Annotated in this window: 3 protein-coding genes and 2 pseudogenes; 1 reads left to right on the plus strand and 4 read right to left on the minus strand. The window is 56.0% G+C overall.

All coding sequences use genetic code 11. The annotated features are described in order from the left end of the window. Positions 1–141: 141 nt before the first annotated feature. A pseudogene (locus F6X37_RS35290) lies at positions 142–411 on the plus strand (helix-turn-helix domain-containing protein); the annotation flags it as partial. 518 nt (positions 412–929) lie between these two features. Here F6X37_RS35290 and F6X37_RS35295 read toward each other — a convergent pair. The 4 genes and pseudogenes from F6X37_RS35295 to F6X37_RS35310 form a co-directional block, all read right to left on the minus strand. After that, a complete protein-coding gene (locus F6X37_RS35295; RefSeq protein ID WP_187614610.1) occupies positions 930–1,121 on the minus strand; it encodes a hypothetical protein in 192 nt (63 codons plus the stop codon). Positions 1,122–1,209: 88 nt separating this feature from the next. Further along, positions 1,210–2,553, minus strand: coding sequence for an IS4 family transposase (locus tag F6X37_RS35300; protein WP_187614611.1), 1,344 nt, complete (start codon positions 2,551–2,553; stop codon positions 1,210–1,212). A 147-nt stretch (positions 2,554–2,700) separates the two neighbouring features. Continuing rightward, positions 2,701–3,207 (minus strand): response regulator transcription factor, encoded by a 507-nt coding sequence (locus F6X37_RS38135; protein WP_410451555.1) that lies wholly within the window; start codon positions 3,205–3,207, stop codon positions 2,701–2,703. A 293-nt stretch (positions 3,208–3,500) separates the two neighbouring features. Continuing rightward, positions 3,501–3,804: pseudogene (locus tag F6X37_RS35310) on the minus strand (IS3 family transposase); the annotation flags it as partial. Positions 3,805–4,122: the final 318 nt, after the last annotated feature.

Consider the following 4,122-nt stretch of genomic DNA (forward strand, 5'->3'; position numbering starts at 1 on the left):
CGCAAGGGCGATGGCGAACCCGGCGCGAAAGCTATTTGGCTGGGACTCAAAGAGGTTCATATCGCTGCCAGGACATTGCAGAAGTTACGTGTCGGCGGTCACGCTGGAAATTGTGTATAACCCGATGGGCTTAAGGGTACCGCTGCTGCGCTGACCCCAAAGGAATTCGAACTTGCACTGCTGCTGTTCCAACACTTGGGCCGACCGTTGTCTCGCGCCCACATTCGCGATGTAATCTGGAATCAGATCGCCGAAATCTCGTCGCGGACAATTGACACGCACGTGTCGGTACTACGTGCCAAGCTCAATCTGCGCCCGGAAAGCGGTTATCGGCTCGCAGCGGTTTACGGTTATGGCTATCGCTTGGCTCAGATGAATAGTGTCGAGACACTCGAGCGTACGTCCCATTAATCGCGCACCGATGACGTCAGCGGACAAATGGTGATCGTGAAGCCGCGATTTTGATTTCTTCTTCGCGCCATCTTCGCGACGACCTCAGCAACTGACAACGTCGCTCGAGCGCAACGGAATAGAGGACGGACTGCGGTCGCTGGTCGGCTCGATTCCCGTTTCACATCTCACGGTGGTGCAGGCCCGAAACCTTCCGTGCCATGCGCTGGCAGCGTCAAGCCTTGAGAGAAATTAATCTACGCCCAAATACTTTGGAAACGGGGCGGATGAGCCGTTGCGCGTCTCGTAGCGCAAAGTGCGCCGGGTTTTCTTCGGTAAATCGCCAATGTCGTGTCCAGGTATTTGCGGGCCTCAGCCGGCGAGCGCGTGAAGAATGAATTTGCCACCTTTGACGACGCCCATACGAACGAGGCTTATCGCGCGGAGCCGCTCAATCAACCGTCTGCTTGATGGTGTTTGCCGTCGATAACGGCTATCAAACCGTTGTATTCGCCGCGCCGGGCCAGCGACGACAATGCCTATAGCCTTCCGGGAACATCAGAGTTCACCAAGGTTTTCCCCTGAAGTTGGGCAATGATTTTCCGCCGTCCTTTTGGAGAGGCTCGAAGCAGGAGGTTCATTGTTACTATAAATTCGCGCTCTTCATTCTTTTGGAGATTGACGAACGCGAGTAGCGCCTGAACAGTTGCGGCCTCTTTGTTATTCGACATTTCGATTTCCTTTGATCTTCACACTACATCGCAAGTTGTAAAACTGCCGAAGAAGGGAAAGACTTATATCCATGCCTTTATACACAAATCAGCCGAGCCCTTCGCGGAGTGCGCGTAGGGTGTCAGCCGCGGTAAGCACCTGATCAAGCCCGCGCCAGATGGTCTTGGCCCCCGGCTCACCGTCGCTCTTTCGGCCGAGGAAGCCGCCGATTTGCGCAATCAGCCGCACGACCTCGTTCACCGTGGGCGTTGTCGCCGGCATCTTCTTTTTGGCCAGCAGATGAGCGCCACGAATTTCGTCCGGATCGAAGAACAAAGACGCGTCCAGATCAGGGCAGGTGCGGCCTTTGCGCATCAGGTAGGTCACGCGCCAGGCCACCACCATGAACAATGCCAACGCGCGCTCGATCCGGTCGATAGCGGCTAGTTGCAAGGACTCCACTTCGCAGCCGTTCTTGAGCACATGGAAATAGATTTCGATTTCCCAGCGTGCCCGGTACCAATTGATCAATTCGACAGCCTGCTCTTGCGTCGCGACCACGCGATTGGTCAACAAGCGCCACTCAATCGGCTTGACGCCGGCGGGTGCGCCAACCTCACGCGCGATCACGCAGTGAATCTTGATCTTGCCTCGCTTGCCGTCCGCAATCTCGATCTCCCGAGCCCACAGCTGCTGCCGCACCGCGCGGCTTTTCTGATGCTCGCGAGCTCCGGTCACAAATCGGATCTCGCCCAAAGGCGCTACGCTCGTGGTGCTGGTCCACAACCTGGCACCCTCGCCCTCGGGCAAGCAGCGGTCATGTTGCGCACGCACGAGCCAGTCCGCTGGCGTGCCCAATGCATCTGCCCGCCGCATCAACTCCACCATGTCCGCCTCGCGGTCGGCCACGTACACCAGGCGCGTAGCCGGCATGTCGGACGCCATTTCCGCTACCCGCTCGTAGCCTTCGACCCAGCGCGTACTTTCCTTCTGTCCGGGACGCTCGCCATTCGCGCCGCGCTCCTCGCGCGCCCACATCCACGCGTCGAGCACGCCCAGCGGCTCGCGCCCGGTCGTCACCGCGTAGGTCGGGTGCAGATACATGCCGCGCCGCGCTTCGTAGTTCAGCGGCCCCAGTCCTGCAATGTCCTGACCGTTGAAATCCAGTTCGGTCGTGTCTTGAATGCACAGCACCACCGATTGCCTGCGCATGCGTTCCTGCGTGCTCGCCCAATGCGGTGCCAGAATGCCTTCCCAACTCACGTCCGTATTGCGCAAAAAGCGGTAGGCCGCGCACGTCTCGCTCCAGCTATCGCATGCCTCCGGGATACTGGCCGTCGGTTTGGCCGCAAGTCGTTCCACCAATTTCTTCGCCCTTCGATTCAGGCGGGCATCGCCAAGATCCAGCCCCGCAAATTCCTGCTCGGCCCACTGCTGTCCTGTCTGCGCCACGCGTTCGTCCAAATTCCAAAAGTAGACGCGATCTCGGCAAAGTTTACAAGCGTAGCTTGCAAGTCATTGAATGTTAACGACTCTCGGGCAGCGTCGCGATGTGTATAACGCTATGACTTATATCGCCCTGAAAAAATCAACCAGAACTCAACAAAAATAACAGCCAAACGTTGCTAACTGAAGTTGCAAAGGTTGCCCGAGAACGCACTGCGTATTGCGTATTGCCGATACAAGCTCGCCGACGTCAGCACTCTTTAGAATAAGGGAATGCACTCCAATCCGCGCGAGCGACCGTCGAAGATCAGGGTCGCCATTCATACTGAATACGATGATCTTCAAATCCGGAAAACACTCTCTCAAGAACGCCAGATAGGGAACTCCGTCGCCGTATTCGCCTCCGGGCATCGCGTCGTCAGTGACGAGTACACTGCAGGGCACGCGAGCAAGACGTTCAACAACCTCAGTCGAGTCGCACGCAGTCGCTACCATTCTTAAATCAGTATGTCCGCTCAGTACCATTCTGACACCCGATAATACGACAGGGTGGTCATCGGCCACAATAATATTGATTATTCCTTGCACTTTACTACCTCGCGATCTATCGGAAAGACAGTTTTTCGCGCCATCTCGTCTGAGTCGCGACTCCAGGTGCACAATCCAAAACCCTTCATTGCCGTGAGTTTTATGAATTCAGCTCGCACTCGGAATATTCATGCTGGAATAAAAGCACTTTCTATGCAAATAGCATCAACCAACGCCTTTCATACATTCTATTTTTCTGAGTATCGACGGAAATGCGACGGGTGTTATTTTTCTTTTACACCAGTCGGACTCGTCATAAATTTGTTTTTGGTGTTGTGGCGGCGCATAGAAAGAGGCTGGAGTTGCTCCTGTAACTCAGGACGTGGACACCGTTAGGTTGATGGCGCAGCAGTTCGCCGGAACCCGCGAGCGAAGCTGCGCGTGCGATGGTCGATGTAGGCAGGGCCGTTGTCCGACAGCCGTTCGACGGCCGCACCCGCCTGGGTCGCTCCGAAGCGTCGCTCGACCGCAGCGAGCATCACATCACGCACGACGCGTCGTCATTATGTGCGCCAGTAGTCGCTGCCCAACGGATGTCACCTACCGGTCATGGCAGTCCAGCGCGAAGGTCCCACATAACGGCGAGCCATCGTCACAACGGAACTCGAAGCCTTCTGAGCATCAGCGGGCATTGCTCCGATCACCGGCGACGAGTCCATCATGCCAACGATGCTTCGCGCTCGCGTGAACTGGATAAGGCTCGACGCTCTTGCGTGACAATGGCAGTACCAGGCCCGACATCAATCCTCAAGCCTGACATGGCGATATGGCATCCTAACGTCTGCGCTCCAGTTCATATATATTCGTCAGATTCGTCGACTCCTCCTTTCAACAAAATCGCTCGAATTCTTTCCACTAAATAGTCGGACCTGCAAAATTCATTTAGCGAGTTGAAGGAAGCCGCGTGCGGAGCGTGAAAGCAACGTTATCGACGTGAAGTCAACGAACAGGCGCAGAACCATGAGAACAAAAAAGGCAGGCTTGATG

It is taken from the genome of Paraburkholderia sp. 31.1 (assembly GCF_014397645.1).
Lineage (GTDB): Bacteria > Pseudomonadota > Gammaproteobacteria > Burkholderiales > Burkholderiaceae > Paraburkholderia > Paraburkholderia tuberum.

Coding starts and splice junctions, on each gene's coding strand:
- F6X37_RS35295 (WP_187614610.1), bottom strand. CDS start 1,121: ATGTCGAATAACAAAGAGGCCGCAACTGTTCAGGCGCTACTCGCGTTC.